The sequence below is a fragment of the Candidatus Symbiothrix dinenymphae genome, assembly GCF_001431085.1.
In genome coordinates this window covers 1-593 of record NZ_BBRU01000249.1, presented here as the reverse complement: position 1 = coordinate 593, position 593 = coordinate 1, and the positions used below count along the sequence as shown (strand labels likewise).

The window sequence follows — 593 nt, the reverse complement described above, 5'->3', positions numbered from 1 at the left end:
ATCCTTGACATAAGTACGCACTTCGTAAGTGACAGTATCCAAACCGCGAACAGAGCCTGTGCCGTCAACCAACTTGCTATATATCGGTTCCATTGGTTGATAGTCGCCTAAGGAATCTTTTTGCTCCATGAAGATGCCTATTTCGGCGCGGGCAGGATTCGTCCAGTTGACCTGAAAACCTCCAAAATCGTTAATTAAATTCAGCGTACTGCCAATACTAACAACCGGCGGCTCTAAGGGAGTGACGGAAATGCTAACCGGCTCCGATTCGTTACGGCTGCGGTCAACGGCATAGAGTTTGACTTCACGCGCCGAAGTATTGCCGAAGCCTTCTATCGTCACACTGTCGCAATAAACAGAAGCGATGGTTTCGGACGGGGTCGAATCGTTACGTAAATAGACTGCTTTGATATAGAGCAAATCGTCGTCGTCGGGCAGCGTATAGCTTAGCACGGCACCGCCGGGGATAGCTTGCTTAACAACAACATTATCAACCTTTCCGGGAGGCGTGCCATCAACAGGCCATTGCCCTATCACTTCCTCCTTGCATCCTGATAAACAGAATAACATAACCAGGGTGCACGCTACAAGGG

1 protein-coding gene is annotated in these 593 nt (G+C 49.2%); it reads right to left on the bottom strand.

What is annotated here, in order from left to right; translation table 11 throughout:
- Nucleotides 1–570 (bottom strand): DUF4959 domain-containing protein (locus tag ASC50_RS03375; RefSeq protein WP_226995371.1); only part of this gene is annotated, 570 nt, incomplete at its 3' end.
- Nucleotides 571–593 lie beyond the last annotated feature (23 nt).